Below are 26,669 nucleotides of genomic sequence, written 5' to 3' on the forward strand. Positions count from 1 at the left end.
TGCCCTTCCGGGCACCCCCATCGCCCTCCCCCACCGTCATCATCGGACCATGGACGACGCGCGTTTCGCCATCTCCGCGCACTACAACGACTTCCTCTCCCCCGACACCACCCGGGTCGACGCGGTCATCACCGTCACCGCCGAGCGGGGGCCGTCGGCGCCGGTGATCCCGGCGGCGCAGGTGCTGCTCATCGACCGGTCGGGGTCCATGGCGGGGGCGCGGATCGAGGCCGCGCGGCAGGCCGCGGCGGCGGCGGTGCGGACGATGCCGGACGGGACGCTGTTCGCGATCGTCTCCGGCGGCGACGACGCGCGGAACGTCTATCCGGGCAAGGGTTTGGCGGTGGCGGAGCGCTCGACGAGGGAGGCGGCGCTGAAGGCGATCCGGCTGATCTCGGCCGATTCGCTCACGCACATGTCCACGTGGCTGGCCGAGGCGCGTGAGCTGCTGCGGGGCGCGCGGGCCACCGTCAAGCACGCGATCCTGCTCACCGACGGCGAGAACGGCGAGGCGCGCGGGGTGCTGGAGAAGACCCTGCGCGCCTGCAAGGGCGAGTTCGTGTGCGACGCGCGGGGTGTCGGCGAGGACTGGCGGGCCACCGAGCTGCGGCTGATCTCCGACACCCTCGGCGGCAGCGCCGACGGGCTGGTCGACCCGAGCGGGCTGGCGGCGGAGTTCGCCTCGATCACCGCGGCGACGGTCGCGCGGATCGCCGGGGACGTCTCGCTGCGCCTGTGGACGCCGCCGGACGCCACGATCGTCTCACTGCGGGAGGTGTGGCCGCGCGCCCGCGACCTCGGCGAGCCTCGGCGGGTCGACCGGTTCACGCGCGACCATCCCACGGGCGCGTGGGGCGCCGAGAGCCGCGACTACCACCTGGTGGCCTCGCTGCCGTCGGGGCCGGTGGGCGACGAGCGGCTGCTGGCGCGGGTCGCGGTGGTCGTGGACGGCGAGCTGCGCGCGCAGGCGCTGATCACCGCCGAGCGGACCACGGACGTGCGGCTGGCGGCGGCGATCGACCCGAAGGTCGCCCACTACCGCGACCAGCGGGTGCTGGCCACGGCGATCCGGGCGGGGCTGGCCGCGCACCGGTCCGGGGACACCGTCACCGCCGCCGCGGAGCTGGGGCGGGCGGTGCGGCTGGCGGCGAGCTCGGGCAACCGGGAGGCGCTGACGACGCTGGCGGCGCTGGTCGAGATCGACGACGCCGAGCAGGGGCGGGTGCGGCTGTCGGCGAAGGCGAGGAGCTCCGACATCGAGGTCGCCGAGCTGCGCGCCGACCGGGCCGCACGGCCCCTTAACTGAAGGGCGCGTGCGAGTGGACGGCGGCCACGAACCGCACGCACCACTCCCACACCGTGGCCGGGACGCCGCTGCGCGCGAGCGCCCCCGCGCCCGCCGCGAGCGGCAGCAGCACCGCCAGCAGCAGCACGACGCGGGAGAGGCGGTGCGAGATGGGCTGGTTCACGGCAGTTCCACTCCGTCCTCGGCCAGCAGCCACCGCAGCGGCACCAGCGCGTCCATTCCGCTCCCGTAGGCGCCTTTGCGGGAGGACACCAGGAAGTACCGCACGGACCGGAAGTCGCTCTCGGCCATGCGCACCAGGTTCCCCAGGCCCTGCCCGGCCAGCCACGCGCGGACCGAGTCGTCCTCGGGCACCAGCCCGGCCGCCAGGGGCATCCGGGCCAGCAGGTCGGCCTTGGACACCACCACCGCCAGGCACCGCTCGTGGGTCTTGACGCGGTAGGCCTGGAGGCGCTGGACGGTGACGGCGTAGGAGTCCTCGGGGTCGTGCAGGGACCGGTTGGCGCGGCCGAGGAGGTCGCCGCCGGCCTGCTCGCTGACCGCGCGGACGGCGAAGGGGTCCAGCACGAACGCCAGGGTGCGCGCGTGGTCCAGGTAGGACAGCTCCTCGTTGATCTCGCGGTTCTGCGAGTACTCCCCGGCGGCGTCGAAGACGTGGATGAGGCAGGCGCCGTTGAGGCGGCGCCCGGGCAGCCGCAGCCGGACGGTGACGGCCTTGGGCGGGACGACGGCGGTGGCGGCGGTCCCCAGATCGGCGGTGAGGTCGCGGTCGTAGTCGCGCAGGGCCCGGTCGGAGTCGATGTCGGCGGCCTCCACGGCGTCCCCCGCGGCCAGGTGCAGGGACCCGAAGGCGGCCATGATGAAGCGGCTCTTGCCCGAGGACGTCGCCCCGAACACCGGCACGCGCACGTCGGTGAGCTTCCCGGCGCCCAGGGCCAGGTCGCGCAGGCAGCGCTGGCAGACCGGGCGCAGCCGGTGCCCGGCGCGCAGGCGCGTGGTGGGCAGCCGCCGTCCGCACTCGCAGACGTGCCACAGGACGCCCAGGCGGCCCGGCCGCAGGTCGCGGTGGGCCTGCCCGCAGCCGGGGCAGCGGTAGGCGGGCAGCGGGTTGACGTACCAGCAGTCCTCGTGCGGGCAGCCGGTCTTGGAGCGGAAGATCGCCTGGTAGGCGCGATCGGCGCCGCGCATCGCCCACGTCAGCGCGCCACCGAGCAGCCACAGGACGGTCGTGAGGGCGGCCGTCACGACCGTCACGGCCAGCGCCACCCCCAGCCCGCTGAGGGTGAACACGGCCAGCCCGATCGCGGCCGGGAGCGTGAACGGGAACAGCGCGAGGTAGATCTGGCGCAGCTCCTCGCGCCAGAAGAACCCCCACACACGCCTCGTCACGCGCACGACCGCGCCCCACACCCCGCGCACATCGCGGACGACGGGACCGGCGAAGTAGGCCGCCCAGGCGGTGTCGCGGCGCGGCAGGTTCGGGTGCTTTCGCCCACCGGCGGCGCCGCTCGCCACCTGCTCGGGCGTCATGACGCGGACGCCGGAGTCACCCCCGGTGAACACCCACCCCGTCAGCAGCAACGCGGTGACCGTCCCGGCGAGCGCGCCCACGCCCGCGCAGATCAGCGCCAGCGGCGCCGAGACCCACGTGAGCGCCGCCCACGCGGCCACCAGGTAGAGGAAGATCCCCACGCCCCACACGATCGAGGTGCCCACGTCAGCCGCCCGCTCCGCGGGAACCCCGCCACAGGCGGGTGATGCCGCCGCGCCGGACCTGCTCGACGTGCGCCGTCCACGCGTCGCGCCAGGTCGCGCGGACGGAGGCGGCGACCTCGGTGGCGCGGGCGATGAGCGCGTCGGGGGCGGCGCGGACGGCCTTGCGCAGCGCCACCGTCAGCCGCGCCTCGGCCTCCGGTGAGGCGTGCCCGCCGCGCACGACCATGTACGCGCAGTACAGGATCGCGCCGGACGGCTCGCGCAGGCGGCGGGCCAGCTCGGCGGCGTAGGCGTCCCGCTCGGCGGGCGCGAGGTCGGGCACGACGAGCGTCGCGGTGGCCGGCAGGGACCGGTTCAGCAGCACCGCCAGCACGACGCGCCCGTGCAGGCGCAGCAGCTGGGGCGCGTACTCGTGCAGGTGACCGAGCCGGGAGGCCACGGCCACGAGCCCGTCCTGGCCGCGCGGTACGCGCAGGGCGGCCAGCTCGGCGGCGTCGGCGACGAGGGCGCGCACGTCGTCGTCGAGGAGGCCCTTGCCCAGCAGCGCCTCGGCGATGTCGATGTCGAGGACGTCGAGGGTGGAGTCGCGGGCGAGCAGGCGGGCGCGGAACGCGGCGAACAGCGCCGGGTCCAGCACGGTCCCAGGCGGCAGCGCGGGCAGCATCGCGGCGATGTCCTCGCGCTGCGGGGACCGCCACCGCCACAGCGCGGCCGCGACGGCGGGCAGGATCGCGGGGGACGCGGCGGCCAGGTGCCGCCGGGCGCGGCGGGCGCGCAGCTCGGCGGGGGCGGTGCGCATCGACGCGCCCAGGCAGGCCAGGAAGAAGGGGTGGTCGCTGGTCTCGGGCCGCTGCCGCAGCAGCCAGGACGCCCACTCGGCGCCGATGCGCGCGGCCTCGTCGTCGTCCTCGGCGCAGCGGTCGCCGAGCAGGTCGGCGAGCCGCTCGCGCAGGCCGGCGTCCAGCTCACCGGGGTCGGGGCGCAGCGCGGGCCGCTGCGACCACCAGTCCAGGAACTCCATCGCGGCGGCGGGGGCGTCGCGCAGCGGGTCGCAGGGGACGCCGAAGCGCGCGCGGACGCGCAGGAGCCGGTGGAAGCGCGCGGGATCGGCCTCCCGCAGATGCTCGGTGAGCCGTTCGCGGGCCTCGTCGTCGTGGCGCCACACCTCGTCCGGCAGCGCGCGCAGGGTGCCGGGGCGCACGGCGGTGTCGCGGCACTCCTCCTCCAGCAGCGCCAGCCGGATCGTGGCGGCCTCCTCGGCGAGGCGTCCGGTGACCGCCAGGTCGTGCAGGGCGGACAGGATCTCGTAGGGCAGGTCGGGCAGTCGCATCAGCGCGTCGGTGACCCCGCGGCCGTAGGCGCGGTAGCGGTCGTCGTCGCTGTCGCGCAGCCAGGCGATGAGCGCGGGGGCGTGCCGCATCGGGGGGACGTGACCGAAGAAGGCCGCGCAGGCCAGGGCCTGGGCGGCCGGGACGTCCAGGCCGTCCGATCCCTGACAGCACTGAGCCGCGAGCTCCACGGCGTCGACCACGTCGAGGGCGTCCTCGGCGCAGAAGAGGCGCGCCCACAGCGCCGACACCTCGTCATCGGCGACCGGCGTGTGCGTGCCGTCGCGCAGGTCGAAGACGTGCACCCCGGGCGGCGGCTCCCCGAACCAGTCGGGATGGACGCCCACGAGGCGGTGCGCGCCGTGCGAGGGCCGGGTGGTGAAGACCTTGAAGCCGGTGTCCAGCGCGGTCCGCTGCGGCAGCAGCAGCGTCACCGCCGCGATCCAGGTGAGCACCTCCCGCGCGTCCTCCCCCACCAGGACCACGCGCTCCTCACCGCCGGTCAGCGCCGCCAGCATCGCCCCCAGCGGGCCGGGCGAGACGCGCGCGGCGACGGTGTCGGCGTCCAGGTCACCGGGCTCCCAGTTCGGCCCCACCTCCGGCGCGTCCCCGCCCGGCGCCGCGCGCCAGAAACCCGCCCCGGCCAGCTGCGCCGGGCGGATCAGGTCGTAGGCGGCCGGATCGCGGGTGAGCACGGCGTGGGTCAGGTGATTGCCCTGGCGCTCGCCCTTGGCCTCCTTGCCGAGGTAGATCCCGGACGCGGTGGCGTACCAGCCGTCGGCGTGGACGTAGGCCAGCGAGACCGGGTAGTCGGCGACGGGACGGCCCTGCCGCATCCACTCGGCGGGCGGCTCGTACAGCAGGTGGTCGCGGGTGAGGGCGCGCGCCTCGGCGCCCGCGCCGGGCGTGGCGGTCTGGAACCCGAAACCGGCCTGCCCGGTGAGGCTGCGGCCGGGCAGGCAGTCGGTGTAGACCAGGGACTCCAGGCGCCCGGTCATCGCGGCTTCCTCGACGCCACCACGCCGAACTTCGACAGCAGCCACAGCAGCGGCTCCTCCACCCGCAGCGGCCGCACGCCCCGGTCGCTGATCGCGCCGCCCACCGGCGGCTCGCCCAGCGCCGAGACCGGGAAGTAGCGGAAGTCGCGGTAGTTGGTGCGCAGGTGCCCGTCCACGGTGTGCCCGCCCCAGTCCACCAGCAGCGCCCGGACGTGCTCGTGCAGGTCGGCCCCGGCGGCCTCGTCGTAGAACTCGCCGGGCGGGCCGACGCGGCGGATCGGGTGATCGGGGCCGAGGAGCCCGAAGAACGCGTCGATCTTGGAGAAGGTGGCCGCGACGGGGATGTCGATGCGCTTGCCCATGCGTCCGCGCGCCTCGCGCAGGGCCGTGGTCACCGACTCCACCGCGACCAGCAGGTCGTCGTCGCGGCGGCGGCCGTCGGCGGGGATGCCCGCCTCGTCGCGGGCGGCCTTGAGCATGAACGGGTCCAGCAGCAGCAACAGCGCGTCGGCCGAGGCCAGGTACTTCAGGTCGCGGGCGCGGTCCTCGCCACCGAAGTCCTCCCCGGCGGTGTCGTAGAAGGACAGGTAACTGGTGCGCGTGCCGCCCCGGCGGCGCTTGCGCCACTCGAAGACCACCGGCTCGCGGCGCCCGTCCAGCGCGCCACCGGTCTGCGGGGACAGCCGCCGCTCGTCGAAGACCGCGCGCACATTGTTCTGCCACCACTCCACACCCGTGGTCTCCCCGCCCTGCGCGTCGCCGGTCAGCCGGATCGCGGCGTCGAAACGCGCCGCCAGCTGATGCCGCAGCACATGCGAGAGGACCACCAGGTACACCGTCTTGCCCGCCCCGAACGCGCCCACCATCGCGATGAGCGGGCTGGTGGCCTCGGCGAACTCCGGCGGCAGCGGCGTGTGGCAGTGCGGGCAGGCGCGGACCCCGGACGAGGCCCGGCAGTGCGGGCAGTTGGCCAGGTCGCCCCCGCCGAAGGGCGCGAACCGGCGCTCCCGCCACGCCTCGGCGGCGGTGAACACCGGGCGCATCGCGCCCCGGTAGCCGGTCTCCTCCGTCCGGCGCGGATCGACCGCGCGGCGGCACTTGGGCATCCCGGGCGCCGATCGTCCACTGCAGACGAAGAGGATGTCGCGCGCCTTGATCGGGCGGTAGCAGAAGGGGCAGGTCGTCTTGGCCATCAGCTCACTCGCAGCGTCGAGAGCGGCGGATCGTGCAGGCGCGCGCCGGGCGCGCCGTCGAGGAAGCAGCGCAGCCAGTAGCGCTTCCCCACGGCGTCCGGGACGCGCACCTCCACGGTGGACTCACCCGGCCGCAGCCGCAACCGGCCCACCACCTGGGCCGGATCGGGCCGCACCGGCATGACCACACCGGGCGCGGCCACGACCACCAGGTCACCGGCGCAGGGCCCGTCGGCGGTGACGCTGATGCGCCAGCGCCGCCCGCGCAGCAGCCCACCGGCGCGCTCGGCGCGGTAGGCGACGGTCACCGCGGCCGGGACGTGCCGCGCGGCGACCGGCGTGGAGTACACGTCCCCGTCGGGATCGGCGCGCACCGTGCGGACCTCGATCTCGGCGGCGGCCCTAGGCAGCGGCACCAGGAAACCGCCCTCGGTGGTGTAGCGGCTCTGTGTGACGCGGTGGGTCACACCGCCGGCGGTGACCTCGGCCAGTCCCGTGCCCGGCGGCCACACCCACGCCACCAGCAGCCCGTCCGGTCGCGGTTCGAGGCTCAGGCCGGTGACGGGCGCGAGGTTGGCGAGGGGCTTGGCGCGCGTGGAGACCGCCGCGACGGCCGCGGGCGCCGCGCACTCGCCGCCGTCCTCGTCGCGGTACCAGGCGGTGACGGCGTAGAAGTAGTCCCGGTCGGCCTCCAGGCCGAAGTCGGTGCACCCGCCCTGGCCCGCCGGGATCTCCACGCCCTCGCCCGGCTCGCGCGGCGGCGCGTCGGCGGTGCGGTGGACGCTGACGCGCGAGGCGGCCGGGTGCAGGTGCCAGGACACGGTGGACTCGCCGTCGCGCGAGCGCCCGGTCACCCCCGCCGCCGGTGGCAGCAGCCGCAGGGACGCCGTCACCGGCGGGGACCAGGCGGTGCCGGCCTCGGCGGGGGCGCCGCCGGTGGCGAAGACGGTGTAGAGGACGGCATGCCCGGGCCGCGGATCGCGGTCGGTGGCGCGCGAGGCGGTCGTGGTGGCCACGACGCGGCCCTCGTGGGGCGCGCGGGCCGGGACGCGGGTGGTGCGCACGACCCGGTAGGTCAGCTCGGCGAAGCCGGTGGGCGGCATCCGCCAGGACAGCTCCGCCGCACCATCGTGCTCGCGGGCGGAGAGGTCGGTGACCGGCGGCGGGGGGACGCGCGCCAGCATGGCCGCGATCGCGGGGTCGTCGGCGGCGATCGCGGCGGCCTGGCGCAGCACGCTCTCCATGGTGGCGGTCTCCGCCGAGCCCGGCTCGGCGCCCTCCAGTCGGGCGAGCAGCGCGTCCAGCCGGGCCTGGGCGGCGTCCACGGCCTCGGCGGCGGGCGCGCGGCCGTCCACGTCGGACGGCACGCCCTGGAGGGCCTGCTGCGCGGCCCGCAGGCGGCCCTTGCCCAGGTACTCCAGCACCTTCGCGGGCGTGGCGGTGTCGGGGGCGGCGCGGTGCCCGGCGAGGCTGGCGGCCAGCACCTCGGCGTCCTCGGGGTGCAGTCCCCGGTCGGTGGCCTCGCGGACGGTGAAGGCGCCACCGCCGCCGGTCTCGGTCAGCAGGTGCACGAAGTGGGCGAGGGCGATCGCGAGCGGGTCGGCGCCGTCCTCGACGGCGTGGTCGACGAGCCGCACGGCCGCGCGGCGGGCCTGCGCGCCCGGGTCGTTGCCGAGGGCCTCGGCCTCCTGGCGGGCGGCCTTGACCACGCCCCGGCTCAGTTTCAGCGACGGGCTGCCGGGCACGGCCAGGCCCCCGATGAGCCGGAACGGCTCGTTGACGCCCGGGATCAGCAGCGCGACCACGCTGCGGGCGCCGCAGCGGCCCAGCTTGTCGTCGAGGTCGCCGAGCTGGCTGGGCGTCAGGCCGCACTCCACCGGCAGCGCGATCGTGGTGATGATGCGGACCCCGGCGTCGGCGGCGGCGCGGTCGCGCTGCCCGGGCGTGAGGGTCCGGTAGCGGGCGGGCAGCCGGTCGAGCTGCTCTCGGGTGACGCCACCGGCGTACTGGCGGCGCAGGTCGGCGGCGAGTTCGGCGATGAGCCCGGCGGAGACGCGGTCGCGTTCCCCGGCGGCCGAGACCCAGAAGGCGGCGCTGGTGAGGTCCTGGGCGCGCGACAGGCGCGCGTCCTCGGCCTGGAGCAGCTGGCACAGGCGCGCGAGGTTGCCCGCTCCCCCGGCCTTGACCGTCCAGTAGGAGCGGACGGCCTTCAGGTGCGCGGCGAGCTCGGGACCGGCGAGGGGCCGGGGCATCCCGTAGCGCAGGAGCAGGTCCTCGGGCAGCGCGCCGGAGCGTCCCCGCAGCGGGCGGAGGACGTCGCGCTCGTAGGCGGCGGCGTCGAATGCTCCCACTTCCAGGCCCACGATCAGCCCTTGACGGTCAGCGCCGTGATGCGCCGGCGCGCGGCCTCCACCTGGTCGTCGTCGAGGACGTTGATGCGGACCCGGATGGTCAGTTCCTTCTTGGAGCTGGGCTCGGTGGCGGTGAGGGACAGCAGCCCCTCTTCGTCGATGGTCATGTCGATGTGGACGGGCATGCCCGCCTTGCCCTTGGGGATGCCGCTGACCAGGCCGGAGTCGTGGTCGATGGCGGTGTTGAAGGCCAGTTCGGGCTTCTCCACCGCGCCGGACTGCTCGTAGAGCTGGATCTCGATCTCGCCCTGGTCGTCGACGACGGTGCCCAGCTCGCGGTGGTGCGGGCCGGACGGGAGCGGGTCGTTGGCGTGGACGAGGTGCTCGATGTAGGAGGAGCCCTCCACGTCGTCCATCCAGCCCGGCTTGCTGGTGTCGACCAGCCGCACCCCGAAGGCCTTGGGCAGGACGGTGACGACGCGTTTCTCGGCGATCTTGCGGATGGTCGCGGCGGCGATGCCGGTGGAGGCCGCGATGGCCTCGGCGCGGGCGGCGACGCGGTCCTCGCCGGGCGTGTCCTCGTCCCCGTCCCAGGCCCACACGGCCTGGCCGAGGGCGTAGCGGGCGGCGCCCTTGGCGACGGCGAGGTCGGGGTCGTGCAGGCGCGGCGTCAGCTCCAGCTCGGCCTCCAGCCGGGCGGCGACGGCGGGCATGCGCGTGGAGCCGCCGACGAGCAGGACCTCGTCGACCTTCCGGCCCGGGTGCCGCTCGGCGAGGGTGGCCAGGGTCCGCCGCGTGTAGTCGATGGTGGCGTCGAGCAGGTCGGCGGTGGCCGCCTCGAACTGCTCGCGGGTGACGTCGAACCGCGCGCCCGTCTGGCCCAGCCGGGGCGCGACGGGGCGGCTCTGGGCGCGGCTGAGGCCCTTCTTGACGTCCTCGGCCATCGCCAGGACCTCGCGCATGAAGTGCTCGTTGTCCTCGGGGTCCTCGTCGCCCAGGTCGACGCGTTCCTTGAACTCGCGCAGGATCACGTCGGCCAGCCGCCGGTCCCAGTCGACGCCGCCGAGCTGGGAGTCGCCGTCGGTGCAGAGGACCTCGATGGAGCCCTTCTCGATGGCGATGACGGTGGTGTCGAAGGTGCCGCCGCCCAGGTCGTAGACCAGGATCGTCTTGCCCTCGGCGTCGGCGACGACGTCGTAGTGCAGCGCGGCGGCGACCGGCTCGGGCACGATGCCGATGACGTCGAGCCCGGCGATGCGCCCGGCGTTCCTGGTCGCGCCCCGCTCCAGCATCCCGAAGTAGGCGGGGACGGTGATGACGGCCTTCCCGACCGGCTTGCCCGTATGGGCGAAGGCATTGTCGGCCAGCCGCCGCAGGATCAGCGCCGACAGCGACTCGGGGGTGAAGCTCTGCCCCCCGATGGCCCACTCCCGGTCCCGGCCCATCTCGCGTTTCACCAGCGCCACGACCCGGTCGGGGTAGAGCGGCGCGACGTCCTTGGCGGCCTGCCCGACCACCGGCGAGCCGTCGTCGTCGATGTAGACCACCGAGGCGGTGATGTCGCCGTCGGAGTCCTGGTTGGGCACCACCGTCGGCTCGCCGACCTGGTCGATGTAGGCGATCACCGAGTTGGTGGTGCCGAGGTCGACGCCGAAGAAGATCTCGTCGCTCACTGCTCTTCCTCTCGCTTCAGGCGATGCGCCCGCACCAGCGCCGGGACGACGACCTTGCCGGCCAGCCCGTCGAAGTACCCGTCGGCGTCCACCGACGCGACCGTCCCGTCCAGCCCCGCGTCCCCGGTCTCCACGACGCCCACCACCCGGTGCGCGCCGATCTCGACGGGCTCCCCCGGCTTCGGGCTCACCGGGCTCGCGCCGACGCGCTCCAGGCTCAGCCCGACCTCGTCGGCGAAGCCCGCGAACAGCACGCCCGCTTCACCCGCCTGCGCGGCCTGCCTGGCGAGCGCGTTGCGAAGGCGGCCCAGATCGGCGATCACCGGCCGCAACAACGCCGCCCGCTCCCCCGTCCGCAGCCGCTGCACCTCGTCGTGGAGCCGGATGATCAGCTCCTCCCGGGCCGCCGCCCGCGCGCCGTGCGCGGCCAGCTCGGCCCGCAGCGCCTCGACCGCGGCGGCCGTGACGGGAGCATGCGCCTCCACCGCCACGCCGTCGTCCACTTCGGACATTGGGGGACTCCTGGGCCGGGGACGTGATGCCCGAGTGTATCCCCGGTCACCGGCGGTGAGGACCATCCAATGTGGAGCTATTTACCTTGCGACCTGCACCGATGCCCCATCGGGCGGTGTTCATTGCGCGGACGTTACCCCCGCCGCTCCAGCGCCAGCCGCAGCCACCGCGAGACCCGCGCAGCACCCAGCTCGCCGACGTCCGCCACCCACCGCGCCTCGGCGAGCTCCGGCGACCTGCGCACCCCCGCGTCCACCGCCCTCGCCGCGAACAGCGTGAGAGTGTCGCGCTTGCCGCCACCGTCGACCAGGACGGTGTCCAGCTCGGCGAACGCGCCCGGCGCGATGACCAGGCCGAGCTCCTCGCGCACCTCCCGCGCCACCGCCTCGGCCGCCGTCTCCCGCGCCGGGCGGTAGCCCCCACCGGGCAGCCCCCACCGCGCGCGATCGCCGTAGGAGTGCCGCACGACCAGGAGCCGGCCACCCCCGTCGGGGTGCGCGAGAAGCGCCTTCACCCCGAAGGTGCGCGGCCTGCGCAGGTGCCAGTAGGCGCGCCGGAGGGGGAAGAGGAGGCGCAGGACGGGCGCGGGGATGGGGAGCATGGGGGGATCATCCCGCGGGGGCACCGGCCGTGTCCGGCTCGCGGTCGATCCCGGCGAACTCCCAGAGGGTCTGGCTCACGCAGAGGGCCACGGTCAGCGCGCCGAGCACGTAGGCGACACGCGCGTGCTCGCCCCGGCCGTATGCGTCGAGAACGAAGACGCCGGCGAGCACGGGTATGAACGCCAGGCCGAAGACCAGGTCCACCTTGGTCATCGCCGCACGCAGCGAGCCGTGACGCCATTTCGCCGCCTCACCGGCGAGCGCGCCGACGAAATCGCGCACGAAGCGGCTGCCTCGTCCCGCGTGCAGCAGCCCGACCGCGATCGCGAGCACGACGGTCACGGACAGGTGGTACCACCAGACGTACCGCCAGGTGATCACCCAGACGAGGAAGACCGTGATGGTCGCGAACCTGACGGCGTGCAGGATCAGCCGCAGCGGGGCGGTCTTCGGCTCGGGCCGGTGAACGGGCATGCGGGCACCTCGGGCGGGGCGTGATCAACGTGGGCGACGGCAGCTTACGCACTCCCCCTACCGCGCCCGCAACTCCCGCCCGTACGCCCGGCACGCCTCCCACGTCGGCAGCAGCCCCAGCGCCTCCGCCTCGGCGAGGCTCGGCGCGGCGGCGTCCTTCTCCGACAGGATCGGCTCCACCACCTCCGGCCACTCGATGCCGAGGGCCGGGTCGAGGGGGTTCACGCCGTGCTCGCGTTCGGGCGCGTAGCCCTCGGAGCACAGGTACACCACCGTCGCGTCATCGGTGAGGGCCATGAAGGCGTGGCCGAGTCCCTCGGCGAGGTACACCGAGGCGTGCGTCTCGTCGTCGAGGCGGACCGCGCGCCACTGGCGGTAGGTCGGTGAGCCCACGCGGACGTCGACGATGACGTCGAGGATCGCTCCCCGGACGCACTTCACGTACTTCGCCTGGCCGGGCGGGACGTCGGCGAAGTGCACACCGCGCAGGGTTCCGGCCGAGGACACCGAGCAGTTGGCCTGGGCGAGGCCGAAACGGTGCCCGAGCCGCTCGCCGACGAGGGGTGCCTTGAACCATTCGTGGAAGCCGCCGCGCGCGTCGGGGAACACGCGCGGCCGGAACACCCAGGCGCCTTCGATGCCGGTCTCTTCGATGCTCACGCGCTCACTTCCTCACGAGTCGGGCGACGCGGGAGCGCAGCCGGCGGGGCAGTACGCGCTTGGCGACGCGGACCGGCAGGGAACCCACCGGGCGCACGGCGGCGCGGATGGCCGCGGCCTCGGCGGGCGCCGGGACGAGCCCCGAGTCCGGGAAGCCGCTCAGGTCGAGGCGCCCGCCGCGCACCCGGACCTCGCCGAGGACGGTGGCCCGGCGTCCGGTGCCGTCGAGGTGCACCGAGAGGGTCGCGGTGCCCGAGGGCGCGTCCCACCGCCTCGGCACCGGCAGGACCACGCTCCCGCCCGCCGGGCACAGGGTGCCGGGGACGACGGTCCTCCCCGAGGCGGTGGTCAGCACGAGCCGGACCCGCTCGGGCGCGGTGCCGGGGGTGGTCAGCGCGTCTAGGACCAGCCCGCCCGCGATCCGGCGCACGGGGCGTCCGTCGAGGTGGTCGCCCAGGCGCTTGCTGGCGCGTCCGATGTCGACCGAGAGGTTCCCGGAGGCGTCGGCCTGCGTGAAGTACGGGATCGCGGGCCGCGCGGGCGCGCCGAGCAGCGCCGGGCGCGGCTTCGCGGCCACGTCCCCGGCGCGGTGCTCGCCGAGGCGGATCTCGCGGCTGACGCCGAGGGCGGTCACCGCGAGGTAGAAGTCCCAGTGCCCCTCGCCCAGCCGGTCACGGGCACCGGCGGCCTCCAGCGCGATGCCCGCCTGCCCGCGCAGGGCCAGAGGCTGCGGCTCATCCGAGGCCGGGACGCCGGGGGTGAGGACGACGTCGCCGCTCCACTGGGTGCGGTCCTCGCGGCGGCGCAGGCGCAGGTCCAGCTCGGCGGCGGCCAGGCAGCCGGTCAGGTCGGCCTCGACGCCGCTCACGCCGTACTCGGCGAGGATCGCCGGGTCCAGGAGCGTCCGGCCGTCGCGGCCGATGACGGTGAGCGGACGCCGGTCCGGCCCGTAGGTGAAGCCGCCGGTGACGGTGAGCGCGATGGCGCCGTCGGCGGTCCACGCGAAGTCGCCGAGGCGGGCCGAGGCCCGCAGCGAGGCGACGAAACGGCACCAGCGGTGGAACTCGCCGAGATCGGCCCGGCGCGACAGGTCGAGGAGGACCCGCTCCAGGACGCCGAGCCGCGCCACGACCGCCTCGGAGTGGTGCTCGGTGATCAGCTCGGCGACACCGCCGTCGCGCCACCAGTCCAGGAACTCCGGCAGCCCCAGGTCACGGGCGGCGGTCAGGGTCAGGCCCAGGAATTCGGCGTGGAAGAAGCGGGCCATGAACCGGTCGCGCCGCGTCCCCGGCTCGGTGCGCTCCACCACCGACGCGACGACCGCGCCCAGGTTGCGGACCGACTCCCCGAAGTCGTCGCCGGCGTCGGCGTTGTTGACGCCCGTCGTGCGCTTCCAGTAGTAGTAGCAGACGTAACTGGCCAGGATGGACGCCTTCGGTTCGGCCAGGTACGCCTGCGTCATGAACAGCTGGTCCTCCCGCAGCCACTTGCCCTCGGGGAAGCGCAGGCCGCGCTCGCGCAGGAACGACGTCCGGAACATCTTGTGCGGCGTGATGCTCCCGTGCAGCGGCGCGTCGTCCACCGTGCACGACTCGCGGTCCACCAGGAACACCGGGTGGTGGATCGGGCGGAAGTCGCTGACCACCTTGCCCAGGACGACGTCGCTGCCGTTGCGCGCGGCCATCTCGTACATCCGCCGCATCGCGTCGGGCGCGAGCCGGTCGTCCTGGTCCACGAACTGCACGAACTCGCCCTTGGCGGCCTCGATGGCGACGTTGCGGGGACGCCCGGGCCACCCGGAGTTGGGGATCGTGATCAGCGTGACGTTCAAGTGCTCCGCCGCCACTCGCGCCAGCCACGCCGGGGTGTCGTCGGTGGAGCCGTCGTCGACGTAGATGATCTCCAGCTCCTCCTGCGGCATGGTCTGCGCGAGGAAGGAGGCGAAACCCGGTTCGATGTCGGTTCCGGGGTTGTACACGGGCACGATGATGCTGACCTTCACGGACATGGGCACGTCCTATCTGCGGGGGGTTCTAGGAGGGGGCGGCGGGACGCGCGGCGGCGAGCAGCTGCGGGAAGGCCTCGGCGAGGGCCTCGCGCCAGTCGCGGACGGGCGGCACACCCGTCGCCGCCCAGCGGTCGTGTCCCAGCACGCTGTACGCGGGACGAGGGGCGGGGCGGGGAAACCGGTCGGTGGTGGTCGGCCGGACACGGCCGGGGTCGGCTCCGGCGAGCCGGAAGATCTCGCGCGCGAACCCGTACCAGGTCGTGTCGCCGGAGCCGGTGCCGTGGTAGACGCCCGGAGGGGCGTGGCCGTCGCGGGCGGCGAGGCCGAGCCGGACGAGGCGGTCGGCGAGGTCGGCGGTCCAGGTCGGCTGGCCGCGCTGGTCGTCCACCACGCTCACGGTGTCGCGGGTGGCCTCCAGGTCGAGCATCGTACGCGCGAAGTTCGGCCCGCCGGCGCCGTAGAGCCACGCGGTCCGCACGATGAGCCCGCGCTCGGGCAGCAGTTCGCGGACGGCGAGCTCACCGGCGAGCTTGGTGCGCCCGTAGGCGCTGCGGGGGGCGGTGGGCGCGTCCTCGGCGTAGGGGGTCCGGGCGGTGCCGTCGAAGACGTAGTCGGTGGAGACGTGCAGCATCACCGCGCCCGTCGCCGCGCAGGCCGCGGCGAGGTGGCGCGCGGCGCCGGCGTTGACCGCGTGCGCGGCGCCCTCGTCGGTCTCGGCGGCGTCGACGGCGGTCCACGCCGCGCAGTTGACCAGCACCGATGGCCGCAGCCGCCCGATGAGTTCGCTGACGGCCCCGGGGTCGGTGACGTCGAGGCCGGCGCGGGTCAGCGGCGTCGCGGGCACGCCCGCCCCGGCCAGCCGCGCCAGGACGTCCCGGCCGAGCATCCCGGCGGCGCCGGTGACCGCCCACGCGCCGCTCACCGGGCGGTCCTCGCCTTCAGCGGCTCCCACCACGCCCGGTTCTCCCGGTACCACGCGACGGTCTCGGCGAGGCCGGTCGCGAAGTCCTTGCCGGACCGGTAGCCGAGGCCGCCGATCTTGGCGTGGTCGACGGAGTAGCGCCGGTCGTGGCCGAGGCGGTCGGTGACGTAGTCGACGCTGTCCCAGCCCGCGCCGCAGGCGTCCAGGAGCAGCGCGGTCAGCTCCTTGTTGGACAGTTCGGTGCCGCCGCCGATGTTGTAGATCTCGCCCGCCGCGCCCTTGGCGCGCACCAGTTCGATGCCCCGCACGTGGTCGTCGACGTGCAGCCAGTCGCGGACGTTGCCGCCGTCGCCGTACAGCGGCACCTTCTTCCCGTCGAGGAGGTTCGTGATGAACAGCGGGACGACCTTCTCGGGGAACTGGTGGTGCCCGTAGTTGTTGGAGCAGCGGGTCACCCGCACGTCCAAACCGTGCGTGCGGTGATACGCCAGCGCGATCAGGTCGCCGGACGCCTTGCTCGCCGAGTACGGCGAGTTCGGGGCGAGCGGGTGCGTCTCCGGCCACGAGCCCACGTCGATGGAGCCGTAGACCTCGTCGGTGGAGACCTGCACGAACGTCGCGACGCCCGCGCGGTGCGCGGCGTCCACGAGCGTGTGCGTGCCGGTGACGTTGGTGCGCACGAACTCCGCGCCGCCGTCGATGGAGCGGTCGACGTGCGATTCGGCGGCGAAGTGCACGACCTGGTCGTGGCCGGCCATCAGCTCCGCGACCAGGGCGGCGTCGCAGATGTCGCCGTGGACGAAGGCGAAGCCGGGGTGGGCGCGCACGGCGTCCAGGTTCGCCGGATCGCCCGCGTAGGTGAGCTTGTCGAGGACGGTGATCGCGACGTCGCCGGGCCCCTGGGGGCCGAGCAGCGTCCGGACGTAGTGGGAGCCGATGAAACCGGCGCCGCCGGTCACGAGGATCCTGGTCATGAGGAGATCTGCACCTTGCTGTAGTCGCCGACGACGAGCCGGTGCGCGGCCGGAACCCGCGGCGCGGGCGTCACTTCGACGTTGCGGCCGATGAGGGACGCCTCGATGCGGCTGACGCCCACGATGGAGGCGCCGCGCAGCAGGATCGAGTACTCGACCTCGCTGTCGATGATGCGGCAGTCCTCGGCGATGGACGTGAACGGCCCCACGTAGGACCCGCTGATCACCGCCCCCGCGGCGATCGTCACCGGCCCGACGATGCGCGAGCCGCGCACCACCGCGCCCTCGGCGACGTGCACCCGGCCGATGATCTCGCTGTCCTCGATCGTCCCGGCGAGATCGGATTCGATGCCCTCCAGAACCGTCCGGTTCACCTCCAGCATGTCGGTGACGTTCCCGGTGTCCTTCCAGTAACCCCGGATCGTCGCCGACCGCACGTCCCGGCCCTGCTCGATGAGCCACTGGATCGCGTCGGTGATCTCCAGTTCGCCCCGCGCGGACGGCTTGATCGCCCGCACCGCCTCGTGCACCGCCACGCCGAACATGTACACCCCGACCAGCGCCAGATCGCTCTTGGGCCGCTCCGGCTTCTCCTCCAGGCCCACGACCCGCCCGGCCCCGTCGAGCTCGGCGACCCCGAACGCGCCCGGATCGGCCACCGGCGTCAGCAGTATCTGCGCGTCCGGCCGCTCCTCGCGGAACGTATCGGCCAGCCCCTTGATCCCGCCGACGATGAAGTTGTCACCGAGGTACATGACGAAGTCGTCCTCACCGAGGAACTCCCGCGCGATCAGCACCGCGTGCGCCAGGCCCAAAGGCGCGGCCTGCCGGATGTAGGTGACCGACAGGCCGAACGCCGACCCGTCCCCCACGGCGTCCTCGATCTCAGCGGCCGTATCGCCGACAACGACACCCACCTCACGCACACCCGCCTCGGCGATCGCCTCCAGCCCGTAGAACAGGACCGGCTTGTTCGCCACGGGCACGAGCTGCTTGGCGGAGGTGTGGGTGATGGGCCGCAGTCGACTCCCGGCCCCACCCGAGAGGACAAGGGCTTTCATGCGGCAGAGGCTAACAGAGGAAATCCCTGCTCCGTTGCCCCAACAGCCACCCTGCCGTAACGACCGATTAGCATTCCGTTCCATACCGGCCGATCCCACGCCAAAGCCCACCACCGGTCGCGACACCCATGCCCGCCACACGTGCCACCATGGGATCCATGGCCAAACTCGTCCTCGACCTCCACGACATCTACAACAAGGGCGGCCAGATCGACCGCGCCCTCCGCGACATCGTCGACCAGGCGATCAGCAAGAAGATCAAGCTCGTGGAGATCATCCCCGGCAAGGGCTCGGGCGCGCTGAAGAAGAAGGTCCTGCGCTTCCTGGACCAGAAGGACATCAAGGCGCTGTACCACCGGGTGGAGAAGGACGGGCAGAACTGGGGGCGGCTGTTCGTGCATTTCCGGTTCAAGTGACCGGCGCCCGTCGAGCAGGGCCGCTTCAGGTCGAACCGTTGGCCTGGCGGGCCATGAGCGAGGCGGCCCAGCCCTCCAGGCGGTGGAGTGCACGCTGGTAGCGGTCGAGCGCCGTTCCGGCCGCCATGCCCAGCCGCCGGCCTGCCGCCTCGACTGCTTCCCCATCGATCGCGACGGCGATGACCAGTGCGGCCGCGTCCGGGAGATCCCTCAGTTCCTTCCGCAGATCCGCGAGAAGTTCGGCCCTCTCCATGTCCGCGCTCGCCGTTCCCACCGTCTCGTGCCGCGATCGGATCCTCCTCCCTGGATCGTCCAGGGACTCCACCCGCCGTGCGTGGTGGCACATCGCCTCACGGACGAGCGTCGACGGCAGGCCGGTGGACGTGACGACCTCGGTCTCGGTCATCCGGCGCCCGAACCGCTCCAGGTGGACCCTCATCCGCCGGTGGACCAGCCGGTATCCGGGCAGGGACTCAGGCCGAACGCCGGCGTAGTAGGTCTCCGCCAGGTAGCCGATCATCCGTCTGCGGCAGGACTTCAAGGCATACCACGACAGCTTTCCCCGGGCTGGAACGTAACAACTCAGAATCCGCGGCAACGCGATGAACGCCTCCTGTTCAAGATCCTCCAGATCCTGGCACCATCTGGCGAACCCGCGCGCGGCTCGCGTCACGAGATACCGGTGATCGCGAACGAGCTCGTTCAGCAACGACGCCTCCAGCGGCGATCCCACCGGCGCGGCGATCATTCGCCAGAACTTCTGGGAGTCCTGGTCGGGTGGGACCTGCCGACTCCGACTCCAGCCACGATCGAAGCGACGTAGTGCGCGTTCGAGGACGTATGGCGGCATTCGCAACCTGTCCCTGAGACGCCGTAACGTCAGCAGCTTCGGAAATGAGCGATCGCGCTCCCAGTTCCGGACCGACGCGGTACTGACGCCCGCGCTGATCGCGAACTCGGCCTGCGAAGCGCACATCGCGAGCCGTACACCGGCGAGCCACAGACCCACGGTGGGAAATGCCGAAGCCGACGGCCAGTGTCGGCGCCGACGTCCATTGGAGAATCCTGTTCCGACCACGATTCGCCAACGACGGGCAGAAGTCCGGCGATACGTCCACCGCCATCCGTTCACCCGTCCAATGCCCCGTTCGTCGGTCAACGTGCCCGGCTGACCGGGCGGCAACCGGCTACGCCACCGGCGAGAAGTGACTCAAGGCAAGATCTTGGGGAGGCTGTTCGTGCACTTCAGGTTCAACTGACGTCACCATCCAACGCCCGGTTGAGACTCCGGGTCACGTGGCGAAGGTGACGCTCACAAGGCTCCAGTTGCCGTTCCGCCGGGTGACCTCGCAGGTGTAAGCCGTCCTGATCAAGGCGCCAAAGCTGTTCTGGGCGTCGACCTCACCGACAACGCGATAGCCCGATACGGAGGCCACAGCCGTGGTGTTCACGAAACTCACGGTAGCGGGAGCCTTGAGCCGCTGACTGACGAAGCCCTCGCAGGCCGTCGCGGCTTGTGACTCCAAGGTCGGCTCCCGCGTTTCGGCCTCCGGGCGGTCCGCCATTACCGTCACCACGAGGGTCGCCAGTGCGGCGACCAGCGCCATCAGCACGATCAGCGCCTTCCACGGCAACGCTTGCAACGCGGCCTTCCGGCGTGCGGCACGCGACTCGTAGATCACGTCTTCGGGTGGAACCGCCTCACTGGGAGGCTGGGCGTCATCAGCGATCGGACTGGTCACGGGTCTCCTTCATGTGGACCCGAGTGCCGGTCGGGGGCGTATTCAATGGAAGTCACAACGGACCGACGCCGTCACGAGACGAACGGGCAACCCTCAGGGCAGGCTCGCCGATCCGAGTCCGATTCGGGGGCGTGAGGGTCACCGCTCACGCATGCTGCGCCGACGGTCCCCGACCCGGGTGAGAAGGGTCGCGACGGCGGCGGCCAGGATCGCGCACCAGATCGCTCGCGACATCAGGATGTGCGGGAAGCGGCCGTCCGGGAGCTGGATCGCGAGCACCACCGACGGGACGACGGCAGCGGCGAAGACCGGCCACCACGTGCGGGCCCGCGAGCCGGACGGCGGTGGCTCACCGTGCCAGCGCATCAGCATCCGGTGGCGGCCGATCTGGAGAACGCACCACGCGGTTACGAGCGTCCCGGCTACTCCTGACCCGTACTGGAGGGTCTTGAACCATGGGACGCCGAGAGGCGACGGTTCCATCAGCATCGGAAGCCAGAGCGGCAGCCCGCTCTCGTGCGTGAACAGGTCCCAGACGATGTGGCTCGCCGCGCCGGCCAGCGCCGAGTACGCGGTGATCGGCAGCGCGTGGCGCACGCTCGCGCTGGCGGCCAGGTCGCGCGGGTGAAGCTGCCCCAGGTCGGGCATGTGCACCGCCGCGGGCAGGACGGCGCGGCGAACGAGTACGGCCAGGACCACCGTGATGGGCAGTGACCAGTAGAGCAGTGAGAGCCATCCGTGTGAGTCGACGTTCCACGCCGGAATGAAGGCGTAGGCCAGGTCGGGCGCGATCGAGCCGATCACCGCGGCGACGCCGTCCACGCGCTTCGGCCAGCGCTGTTTCAGGGGGAGCACGGCGGCCGGATGGGCGGGCAGGGTGATGGGCATCGGGTCACAGTACGAGGGGCTGAGGGGCTGAGGTCCGTCAACCGGACTGGGGCCCTCACCGGGGCATCGTCAGTCCATCACGCGCCAATCGGTCCGGCCCCTGGACCGATTCGCGTTGGTGGGCGGATGGCCGATGTGGTCTTGGTAGTGGGCCGGGACAGTGGCCTTATGAGGAATCCGGTTGACGGACCGCAGCCGCGGTGGCGGACGTGGATCCTCGTCGCTCTCGGATCTACCGTGTTGGTGGGCGGCGTCCTGGTCTGGGTGATGCTCAGTGTGGCGGCACGGGATGGGAACGGCCGGATGGACGCCGTTCGCAACGCCGGCACTCTCACCTTGGGGGTGGGTGGGGCGTGGACGGCGCTGCTCCTGGCGCGGCGGCAGTGGCACCAGGAGCGGGACTCGCGGGCCGGGTGGCATGACGCCGAACAGCGGCGGATCACCGACATGTACGTGAAGGCGGTCGAGCAGCTCGGCCACACGGCGGCGGCCGTGCGGTTGGGCGGGCTCTACGCGCTGGACCGGCTCGGGCAGCAGCACGACGAGTACCGGCAGGTGATCGTCGACGTGTGGTGTTCCTACCTCCGGATGCCGTTGAAGCGGGCCGACGAGGACGGCGAACCCACCGGCGAGGTGCAGGTGCGCATCACCGCGCAGCGCTTGCTCAAGGCCAGGCTGCGCGACCCTCGTCCCGCTTCGGAACGCGACACCGTCCAGCCGGAGGCGACCGGGGAGTTCTGGCCGCGCATGCGGGTCGACCTCACCGCGGCCGTGCTTCACGAGCCGAACTTCGGGGGCTGCCATCTCGGCGACGCGTGGTTCACGGGCTGCCGGACGACCGGAAAGGCGCTCTTCGACCAGGCCGTCTTCCACGGGGACGCCACGTTCACCGGTGCCGCGTGCGAACAGGACCTGAGGCTGGACGGAGCGGTGTTCGACGGCGCGGTCAGCTTTGCGGAAATGGCCGTAACGGGCCATACCTCGATCGTGGGGACGACGTTCGAGGGCGCGGTCTCCTTTCGGGAGGCCCAGTGCGACGGCGGTCTCATGATCTTGGGCTGCGCCTTCAGGGACAGCGCCGATCTCAGCGGGATGCGGCTACAGGGGATGGCTGTACTCGCCAGCACCGAATTCCATGGCCGCCCCAGGATCGACGACGGCCGGCCGATGCTCGGTGCACCGCCGGCCACCACCGACGTGACCGTCCTCGATGATCTCGATGCCGGCGACAAACGCTGGGAACTGAGCTTCGCCAAGGACGGCCCCCACGTCCGGCTCGCTAACCCACCAGATCCACATGCAGCACGATCATCCACACCCCCAACCCCGTCACCAGCGCCGACAGAATGACCCCCGCCGCCGCGACGGGCTTGCCGCGCCGGTTTCCCATCAGCCCGAAGGCCGCCGTCGCGAGGCCGGCGAGGCCGAGGGGCAGGGCGATAAAGGCGCGGACGGTGGTGAGGTCGATCGGGAGGAAGGGCAGCACGCAGCCGAGGAACGCCAGGATCACCGACGCGACCGCCGGGGTGGCGCTCTTGGGGGCGCCGTGGGGTGGATTCATGGCGGTGAGGCTATCGGCGTCCATAAGGGAGTGGTCCCCGTGCTCGACAGCGTGGATCCGCGAGGCGTAGGCTATGACCAAATATCCAACTCGGTCATAGCTGGAGCCGCTCGATGGCCATCCCCTTCACCGCCGACGAAAAGCTGCGCATCCGCGCTCTCCTGCTCGACACCGGCGAGGTGCTCTTCGCCGCGCAAGGCCTCAAGAAGACCTCGCTGGACGAGCTGGTGGCTCCGGCGGGCGTCGCCAAGGGCAGCTTCTACGCGTTCTTCGACAGCAAGGAGGCGCTCTACGCCGCCGTGATGGTGCGGCGGGCGCCGTTGATCGCCGACCGGCTCAGGCCCGCGCTCGCCGCGGACGCCGATGTCGCGGGGGTGACGGGGGTGCTGCGCGAGCTGACAGATGTGCTCACCACCGATCCCTTCTACCGCCGGCTGCTCACGCATCCGGAGGAGTTGCGGGCGGTGGCGCGGCGGGTGGCGGCGGAGGACTTGGCGAGTGTGGGGCCGCATCTGGTCGAGCCGGTGCTCGGGTACATCGCGCGGGGGCAGGCGGCGGGGTTGCTCGTCGCCGATGTGGACGCCGCCACGGTCATGGGCGTCATGCGCACGGCGGGCCTGGTCGTCATGAACCGCGAGCTCTTCGGCGAGGACCACGACCGGGTCCTCGACGCCACGATCCGCGCGCTCGCGCGGGGGCTCACGACCCCGGAACGGAGCTGAGCATGGGCGCACTGTCCACTGTGGCCGCCACTTTCAAGATGACCGACGAGTCGTGGAAGCGGCACGCGAATCCGTGGAGCGTGTGGACGCGGTTCGCCGCGATCCCGTTGATGCTGCTGGCGATCTGGAGCCGGGACTGGCTCGGCTGGTGGTGCCTGGCGCCGATCGCGGTCGTGATGGTGTGGCTGTGGCTGAATCCGCGGGCGTTCCCGCCGGTCGAGGAGCCCACGAGCTGGGCGGCGAAGGGGATCTACGGCGAGAAGATGTGGCTCGCCGACCGTTCGCTGGTCACCGGCGACCACCGGGGTGTGCAGCGGCTGCTGGTCGGGCTGGGGGTCGTCGCGCTGGCGCTGATCGCGTGGGGCCTGGTCGCGCTGCAGGTGTGGCCGACGGTCTTCGGCGCGACGCTGCTCATCGTCGGGCAGCTGTGGCGCATCGACCGGCTCGGGCGGCTCTATGAACAGAGCGCGGAGGGCTAGTCGCGGACGACCACGCGCACCGCCGGGGTCTCCGTCTCGTCGAGGGTGAGGACCAGGTCGTAGGTGCCGGGACGCGGGAACAGCGCTGCGGCGAGCGCGCTCCAGGTCATCGTCACCCGCTCGCCGGGTGGGAGCGCGGTCCACTCCGGCGGTCGGCGGCCGTTGCCGACGGCGAGGCTCCAGGCCGTGGACTCGTGGCCGTTGACGAGCAGCCGCGCGCGGTGGAGTCGCGGGTCGACGGTCCGGTCGCCGGGGTTGAGCGCGTCCAGGGACAGCCGGAAGGTGTGCCGCTCCGGCATCGTCAGCTCGGCGGGTTCGGCGCGCAGGCTCACGCTCACGGATGTCATCTGGTCCTCATCAGGGATCGCTCGGGCTGCGCTCGACGCTGGCGCCCGCCTTGTCGATTCTGACCCGGCCGGTGGCGTCGAGCATCTGGAAGGCCTGGGTGACGTCGGTGAACTTCTTGCCGTCGCCGCTTTCGGTCTTGGTCTTGAAGTGGTTGGGGATGATCCAGTCGAAGGTCCCGGCCTCCCAGGGCGTGATGGGAGAGGTGAGGCTCGCGGTGTCCTCGGCGCTGTCCTCGTTGTTCTCCTTGATGGGGTAGAAGGTGTCGCCGGAGTCGTGCCAGAGGTCGGCGTCGCTGAAGTGCTTGCGGAAGTAGCCGGTGATGTTCGTCGCCGGTCCGGAGACCTCCTTGGCCTCCACGTTCCCGAAGGACACGTGCTTGGGGCTGTAGTGGAAGGTCAGTTTCATGCCGGCGCCGGCGGTGCCGGGGCCGATCGGGATCGTCCGGTTGCGGTGGGCGGTGATGGAGGCGGGCTCGACGACCTTGAGGTCGACGGACTTGGACTTGGCGCCGACGGTGAGTGTGATGGTCGCGGTGGCGGCCCGGTCGGGTGCCGTCCAGGTGAACTTGTCGCCGGTGCCGGACGCCGGTGTGCCCGCGGTGGCCGTCCACGCGCCCGAGGCGCTTCCGGTGAACAGGACCTTCTCGCCGACGCCGACCTCGCCGCGCGACTTCGGTGAGCCGTCGGGGGCGGTGAAGGCGGTCTCGTGGGTGATGACCGGCTCGGGGTCGGGCGGCTTGGGTTTGGACGTGGCCAGCTTCCACAGCAGGTACAGCAGGAGCAGCAGGGCCACGAGCACGAGGATGGCGGCCAGGCCGACGACGATCAGCGCGCCCAGCGGCGTCAGTCCGAGCGCGACCAGCGCGGTGACCACCGCCATGAGCTGCGGGAACGCGTAGACGATGATCGCGCCGAAGGTGGCCAGCACCAGGAGGATGAGCCGCAGCCCCGGTAGCGTGATCGGGCCTCCGGGCGGGCGCGGCTTGGTGATCGGGCCGCCGCTGGCGGGCCGGAAGTGACCGACGAGGTCGCCGAGGGAGGGGACGGTGAAGTCGCCGCTGAGGACGTTGCGGGCCAGCCGGGCGGGGAGGCCGGTGATGGCGGTCAGCGCGCTCCCGGCGTAGTCGGTCAGGGCCCGGGCCGGGTCCTGGATCAGTCCCTGGACGAAGCCGACGACGTCGCCCACCGCCGAGGTCAGCGACCGCAGCAGGGAGCCGGCGAACTCGCTCACGGCGGCGGTGATCTGGCCGAAGCCCGCCACGATCCGCCCGACCGTGCCGGCCACCGCGTTCTGGGCCTGCCCCAGCAGCCCGCCCACGTGGGCGGTGATCTGGGCGGCGCCCGCGGTGAGGGCCTGGAACACCGAGCCGAGGATGCCGCCGGTGCGTTCCCGGAACGTCGCGAGCAGGCCCCGGTTGCCTTCGCGGGAGCCTTCGGTGACGCCGCGCAGCGCCGCGGCGCCCGGCGCGGTGGCCGCGGCCGACGTGGACGTGGCGGCCAGTGTCCGCAGGCTCTCGTCGCGGTTGGCGCGGACGGCGGTCACGGCCTGCCGCCGCGCGGTGCCCAGGTTCCGCACGAGGCGGTTCTCCAGGCGGTTGACCGCGGGCAGGATCGTGGTCCCGACGACGCGGCGGACCGCGCCGAGGACGAGCGTCGCGACGCGTCCGAGTCCGTTCGCCACGGCCTGGACGCCGCGCTGGATCGCCGCCCCGGACTTCGCCAGCGCCGAGGTCGCCGCCTTGCCGAGCTGTGAGATCAGGGCGCCCACCATCCGCGTCCCGGTCTGGAGCGCCGAATTCAGCATCGAGCGCACCTGGGCGAGGCCGCCGCTCACCGTGCTCGCGGCGCCGTTGACGAGCCCGGCGGCCAGGGACCGCAGGCGGCCCACGCCGGGAAGGTCGGGCAGTGAGATCCGGTTGACCACCCCGGTGATCTGCCCGGTGAGGCCCTGGACGGTGCCCTCCAGCGAGGTGGACGCGCCGTCGACGGCGGCACCGATGGTCTGGCGGGCCGCCTCGCCCTGCCCCTGCGCGGCCGCGACGGTGCCGTCCACCAGGGACTGCGCGGAGGCCGTGGCCTGGGCGGAGGCCGCGGTGGCCTCGTTCCGCCTGCCGTCGATGAAGCCCCTGACCTCGGCCTCGGAGCGGTCCAGCAGCGTCCCGAGACCCTCGCGGACGCCGCCGAAGTGCTCGCCGATCCGGTCCTCGCCTTCGGCGGTGGACGCGCCGATGCGCTCCTCGCTCTCCCGGGCGTCGACCGTGACGGCCTCGCGCTGCTCGTCGATGAGGGCCCGCCCGGTCTCGGGGCCCTGCCGCTCACCGGTGGCCTCGGCCACCGTGGGCGTGGCGGGCGGCGCCTCGACCAGTTCGCGCTTTCCCCCTAAGGCACCGTACCCGGTGGCCGCGCCCTTGGTGAGCAGCCGCGTGACGGCGGCGTTCCCGGCGGCGCTCTGCAGCATGGTGAGGGTGCGGGCCCGCCCGGCGCGGTCGGTGGTCCAGGGCTTGCGGGCTCGGGCTTTCTGGCCCACCGAAGGCCGTGTGGACCGCGGGTCACCGCGTTGCGCGGCGATGTCGAGCGACGACGGAGCCATGGAGCCCTCCTCCGGTCACCACCGAGTCTGGCACCGCCGTCCAGAGGGGCACGGGCATCGGTGAGCCGCTCCCTGGGCAGACGGCGCTGCCCGATCAGGCGGTGGGCGGGACGACCGTCCACAAGCGACTCGTTCGGATGGTCGC

25 protein-coding genes are annotated in these 26,669 nt (G+C 73.0%); 5 read left to right on the plus strand and 20 right to left on the minus strand.

The window, feature by feature from the left end; translation table 11 throughout:
* The first annotated feature begins 49 nt into the window (after nucleotides 1–49).
* Nucleotides 50–1,306: a VWA domain-containing protein gene (locus QSK10_RS19815; protein WP_285664349.1), complete on the plus strand. Its 1,257-nt coding sequence runs from the start codon at nucleotides 50–52 to the stop codon at nucleotides 1,304–1,306.
* Here QSK10_RS19815 and QSK10_RS19820 read toward each other — a convergent pair.
* The 14 genes from QSK10_RS19820 to QSK10_RS19885 all read right to left on the minus strand — a co-directional run bounded on the left by QSK10_RS19820 (nucleotide 1,299) and on the right by QSK10_RS19885 (nucleotide 17,779).
* Nucleotides 1,299–1,469: a hypothetical protein gene (locus QSK10_RS19820; protein ID WP_285664350.1), complete on the minus strand. Its 171-nt coding sequence runs from the start codon at nucleotides 1,467–1,469 to the stop codon at nucleotides 1,299–1,301. The genes QSK10_RS19815 and QSK10_RS19820 overlap by 8 nt on opposite strands.
* Nucleotides 1,466–3,022 carry a TRAFAC clade GTPase domain-containing protein gene (locus QSK10_RS19825; RefSeq protein WP_285664351.1) on the minus strand — a complete coding sequence of 519 codons (1,557 nt, stop codon included), beginning with the start codon at nucleotides 3,020–3,022 and terminating at the stop codon, nucleotides 1,466–1,468. Before QSK10_RS19825 ends, QSK10_RS19820 begins: the two co-directional genes overlap by 4 nt.
* 1 nt (nucleotide 3,023) lies before the next feature.
* Nucleotides 3,024–5,348: a GTPase-associated protein 1-related protein gene (locus QSK10_RS19830; protein ID WP_285664352.1), complete on the minus strand. Its 2,325-nt coding sequence runs from the start codon at nucleotides 5,346–5,348 to the stop codon at nucleotides 3,024–3,026.
* Nucleotides 5,345–6,541: a TRAFAC clade GTPase domain-containing protein gene (locus tag QSK10_RS19835; RefSeq protein ID WP_285664353.1), complete on the minus strand. Its 1,197-nt coding sequence runs from the start codon at nucleotides 6,539–6,541 to the stop codon at nucleotides 5,345–5,347. Before QSK10_RS19835 ends, QSK10_RS19830 begins: the two co-directional genes overlap by 4 nt.
* Nucleotides 6,541–8,904 (minus strand): SaeA-related protein, encoded by a 2,364-nt coding sequence (locus QSK10_RS19840; RefSeq protein WP_285664354.1) that lies wholly within the window; start codon nucleotides 8,902–8,904, stop codon nucleotides 6,541–6,543. Before QSK10_RS19840 ends, QSK10_RS19835 begins: the two co-directional genes overlap by 1 nt.
* A gap of 2 nt (nucleotides 8,905–8,906) precedes the next feature.
* Nucleotides 8,907–10,565: an Hsp70 family protein gene (locus QSK10_RS19845; protein WP_285664355.1), complete on the minus strand. Its 1,659-nt coding sequence runs from the start codon at nucleotides 10,563–10,565 to the stop codon at nucleotides 8,907–8,909.
* Nucleotides 10,562–11,077, minus strand: coding sequence for a hypothetical protein (locus tag QSK10_RS19850; RefSeq protein WP_285664356.1), 516 nt, complete (start codon nucleotides 11,075–11,077; stop codon nucleotides 10,562–10,564). Before QSK10_RS19850 ends, QSK10_RS19845 begins: the two co-directional genes overlap by 4 nt.
* Before the next feature lie 134 nt (nucleotides 11,078–11,211).
* Nucleotides 11,212–11,679: an NUDIX domain-containing protein gene (locus tag QSK10_RS19855; protein ID WP_285664357.1), complete on the minus strand. Its 468-nt coding sequence runs from the start codon at nucleotides 11,677–11,679 to the stop codon at nucleotides 11,212–11,214.
* Nucleotides 11,680–11,686: 7 nt separating this feature from the next.
* The gene (locus QSK10_RS19860) at nucleotides 11,687–12,154 is read right to left on the minus strand and encodes a hypothetical protein (protein WP_285664358.1); all 468 of its coding nucleotides are present in this window, start codon (nucleotides 12,152–12,154) and stop codon (nucleotides 11,687–11,689) included.
* 57 nt (nucleotides 12,155–12,211) lie between these two features.
* Entirely contained in the window at nucleotides 12,212–12,814 is a 603-nt protein-coding gene (locus QSK10_RS19865) for a dTDP-4-dehydrorhamnose 3,5-epimerase family protein (protein WP_285664359.1), read from the minus strand.
* A 4-nt stretch (nucleotides 12,815–12,818) separates the two neighbouring features.
* A complete protein-coding gene (locus QSK10_RS19870; protein WP_285664360.1) occupies nucleotides 12,819–14,822 on the minus strand; it encodes a glycosyltransferase in 2,004 nt (667 codons plus the stop codon).
* Between the two features lie 25 nt (nucleotides 14,823–14,847).
* Nucleotides 14,848–15,744, minus strand: coding sequence for a dTDP-4-dehydrorhamnose reductase (rfbD, locus tag QSK10_RS19875; protein ID WP_285664361.1), 897 nt, complete (start codon nucleotides 15,742–15,744; stop codon nucleotides 14,848–14,850).
* Nucleotides 15,741–16,718: a dTDP-glucose 4,6-dehydratase gene (gene rfbB, locus QSK10_RS19880; RefSeq protein ID WP_285664362.1), complete on the minus strand. Its 978-nt coding sequence runs from the start codon at nucleotides 16,716–16,718 to the stop codon at nucleotides 15,741–15,743. Before rfbB ends, rfbD begins: the two co-directional genes overlap by 4 nt.
* A complete protein-coding gene (locus tag QSK10_RS19885) occupies nucleotides 16,715–17,779 on the minus strand; it encodes a glucose-1-phosphate thymidylyltransferase (RefSeq protein WP_285664363.1) in 1,065 nt (354 codons plus the stop codon). Before QSK10_RS19885 ends, rfbB begins: the two co-directional genes overlap by 4 nt.
* Nucleotides 17,780–17,937: 158 nt before the next feature.
* Between QSK10_RS19885 and QSK10_RS19890 the strand changes: the two genes are divergently transcribed.
* Nucleotides 17,938–18,195, plus strand: a complete 258-nt coding sequence (locus QSK10_RS19890) for a Smr/MutS family protein (RefSeq protein WP_285664364.1) — start codon at nucleotides 17,938–17,940, stop codon at nucleotides 18,193–18,195.
* Between the two features lie 25 nt (nucleotides 18,196–18,220).
* Here the strand turns inward: QSK10_RS19890 and QSK10_RS19895 are convergent, their stop codons facing one another.
* From QSK10_RS19895 to QSK10_RS19905, 3 genes are all read right to left on the minus strand, one after another.
* Entirely contained in the window at nucleotides 18,221–18,943 is a 723-nt protein-coding gene (locus QSK10_RS19895) for a sigma factor (RefSeq protein WP_285664365.1), read from the minus strand.
* Between the two features lie 544 nt (nucleotides 18,944–19,487).
* A complete protein-coding gene (locus QSK10_RS19900; protein WP_285664366.1) occupies nucleotides 19,488–19,937 on the minus strand; it encodes a hypothetical protein in 450 nt (149 codons plus the stop codon).
* 138 nt (nucleotides 19,938–20,075) lie between these two features.
* Complete coding sequence (locus QSK10_RS19905; protein ID WP_285664367.1) at nucleotides 20,076–20,825, minus strand: DUF4184 family protein; 750 nt, start codon at nucleotides 20,823–20,825, stop codon at nucleotides 20,076–20,078.
* A 243-nt stretch (nucleotides 20,826–21,068) separates the two neighbouring features.
* Between QSK10_RS19905 and QSK10_RS19910 the strand changes: the two genes are divergently transcribed.
* Nucleotides 21,069–22,175 (plus strand): pentapeptide repeat-containing protein, encoded by a 1,107-nt coding sequence (locus QSK10_RS19910; protein WP_285664368.1) that lies wholly within the window; start codon nucleotides 21,069–21,071, stop codon nucleotides 22,173–22,175.
* On the opposite strand, the gene QSK10_RS19915 is transcribed toward QSK10_RS19910, so the two are convergent.
* Nucleotides 22,105–22,386, minus strand: coding sequence for a hypothetical protein (locus QSK10_RS19915; protein WP_285664369.1), 282 nt, complete (start codon nucleotides 22,384–22,386; stop codon nucleotides 22,105–22,107). The genes QSK10_RS19910 and QSK10_RS19915 overlap by 71 nt on opposite strands.
* Nucleotides 22,387–22,499: 113 nt before the next feature.
* Between QSK10_RS19915 and QSK10_RS19920 the strand changes: the two genes are divergently transcribed.
* Both QSK10_RS19920 and QSK10_RS19925 read left to right on the plus strand, forming a co-directional pair.
* A complete protein-coding gene (locus tag QSK10_RS19920; RefSeq protein ID WP_285664370.1) occupies nucleotides 22,500–23,108 on the plus strand; it encodes a TetR/AcrR family transcriptional regulator in 609 nt (202 codons plus the stop codon).
* A gap of 2 nt (nucleotides 23,109–23,110) precedes the next feature.
* The gene (locus QSK10_RS19925) at nucleotides 23,111–23,587 is read left to right on the plus strand and encodes a DUF6653 family protein (RefSeq protein WP_285664371.1); all 477 of its coding nucleotides are present in this window, start codon (nucleotides 23,111–23,113) and stop codon (nucleotides 23,585–23,587) included.
* Here QSK10_RS19925 and QSK10_RS19930 read toward each other — a convergent pair.
* Both QSK10_RS19930 and QSK10_RS19935 read right to left on the minus strand, forming a co-directional pair.
* A complete protein-coding gene (locus QSK10_RS19930; protein ID WP_285664372.1) occupies nucleotides 23,584–23,934 on the minus strand; it encodes a hypothetical protein in 351 nt (116 codons plus the stop codon). The two genes, QSK10_RS19925 and QSK10_RS19930, sit on opposite strands and share 4 nt — an antisense overlap.
* Before the next feature lie 10 nt (nucleotides 23,935–23,944).
* Complete coding sequence (locus tag QSK10_RS19935) at nucleotides 23,945–26,524, minus strand: hypothetical protein (protein WP_285664373.1); 2,580 nt, start codon at nucleotides 26,522–26,524, stop codon at nucleotides 23,945–23,947.
* Nucleotides 26,525–26,669 lie beyond the last annotated feature (145 nt).

Origin of the sequence: Actinorhabdospora filicis, from assembly GCF_030269765.1 — a bacterium.
Lineage (GTDB): Bacteria > Actinomycetota > Actinomycetes > Mycobacteriales > Micromonosporaceae > Actinorhabdospora > Actinorhabdospora filicis.